The organism is Synechococcus sp. R8-2 (assembly GCF_047461715.1).
Taxonomy (GTDB): domain Bacteria; phylum Cyanobacteriota; class Cyanobacteriia; order Thermostichales; family Thermostichaceae; genus Thermostichus.
In genome coordinates, this window is record NZ_JANSHQ010000520.1 from 1 (window position 1) to 1,703 (window position 1,703).

2 protein-coding genes are annotated in these 1,703 nt (G+C 61.1%); both read left to right on the forward strand.

The genetic code is table 11. The features are described 5' to 3' along the window. The first annotated feature begins 53 nt into the window (after window positions 1–53). Window positions 54–509, forward strand: a complete 456-nt coding sequence (locus tag NW819_RS11825) for an Rrf2 family transcriptional regulator (protein ID WP_414331465.1) — start codon at window positions 54–56, stop codon at window positions 507–509. Between the two features lie 13 nt (window positions 510–522). Continuing rightward, window positions 523–1,527, forward strand: coding sequence for an adenosylcobinamide-phosphate synthase CbiB (gene cbiB / locus NW819_RS11830; RefSeq protein WP_414413863.1), 1,005 nt, complete (start codon window positions 523–525; stop codon window positions 1,525–1,527). Window positions 1,528–1,703: the final 176 nt, after the last annotated feature.

A 1,703-nucleotide genomic window follows, 5' to 3' on the forward strand; every position in this document is an offset into this window, starting at 1 on the left:
AGCGGGACGGAGTCCTATGGCAGGATCGAGAAGTGCTGCGGAGAGGGATCCCGGTGCGCTTGACAACGCGGGCCACCTATAGCATCAAAGCTTTGTTGGATCTGGCGATGCTCGGCTCCGGGCAAATGGCTTCGGTGCGGGCCATTGCTCAGCGACAGGGGATCCCAGCTCCCTACCTGGAAAAGTTGCTGATTGAGTTGCGCCAGGCCGGCTTGGTTTGTTCCCAACGGGGGGCCCAGGGAGGCTACCGGTTGGCACGGGCGCCGCGGCGGATCCCGATTAGCGCCATTTTGGCGGCGGTGGGAGAATCCCTGCATCCTCTTGTGGAGAGTTCTGACGCCACAGCCGTGTATTCGGCGGAGCGGCTGGACTGGGTGACGGAAGCCCTGTGGAAGCGGATCGCTCGGCAAGTGCAGCAGGTGCTGGAGGAAACCACCTTGGAAGATCTGTATTTTGATGTTCGGAGCTGGCAGGCGGCTCAGGATCAGGAGAGTGGATTTGTGGTTTGAGCCTGCTGGCGGGATGGAGTCATCGCTGTTTTTCCCGGCCCAACCAACTGCCGGGCTGGTGCTGGCGGCAGCTTTGGCTTTGGATTATCTGCTGGCGGATCCCTGGGGTTGGCCTCATCCGGTGCGGGTGATGGGGGCTGTAATTGCCTGGGGACAAGGCTATATCCTCAAGCACTGCTCAACTCCGCGAGCACAACAGTGGGGCGGGGCAGTGCTCACCCTGGCTCTGGTGGGGGGATCCTACGGCGTGGGCTGGGGACTGGTCGCCATCGGCAATACCATCCACCCCTGGGCAGGGATCCTCGTGCAGGTGATCCTGATGGCCAGCTGTCTGGGAGGGCGCAGCCTGCGCTTTGCCGCCTTGGAGGTGTTGGATCCCTTGGAAAAAGAGGATCTGCCGGAGGCCCGTCAACGTCTCAGCCGCTACGTGGGGCGGGATACAGAGCACCTGACGGCATCGGAGATTTTGCGGGCGCTGATTGAGACGGTGGCCGAAAATACTCCCGACGGAGCAACTGCCCCTCTGTTCTACGCCTTCTTGGGAGGGGCGCCCTTGGCCCTAGCCTACAAGGCCAGCAGCACGCTGGATTCGATGGTGGGCTACCGCCACCCCCCTTTCACCCATTTGGGCACAGTGCCGGCCCGCTGTGAGGATGGGCTGACTTGGCTGCCCTGCCGCCTGACGGTGCTCACGCTGGCGCTGCTCAGCCGGGATCCCTGGGGGTTTTGGCAGCGGTGTCGTCAGGATGCGCAGGCGGATCCCAGCCCCAATTCCGGGTGGAGCGAGGCGGCTTTTGCCTGGCGGCTGCAGATCCAACTGGGGGGAACCAATTTCTATCAGGGGATCCCGAAGGTGAAACCCAAATTGGGGATCCCAGCTCGCCCCTTGACCCCGCAAGTGGTGCGGGAAAGCTTGGGACTGCTGCGACAGGTTGTATGGATTTGGGGGAGTTTGATGGTGGGAGCAACTCTCCTGTTGACCGTTCTGCAACTCATGGTCGTTTATTTCACCCCCTAGGATGAACTAAACAACCGGTTGCTTCCTGCTTCTACGACCCTTACCTAGCTGAGCTTTTGACTCAACCCCGGCAGAGGAATCTCCACAGGCGCAACTTCCCCCAGAACTTGAGGTAGAGTTAGCAAAGCTAACTAGATCGGCGGCAACAAAAACCGTAGCTGCTGTCAACCTGCCGT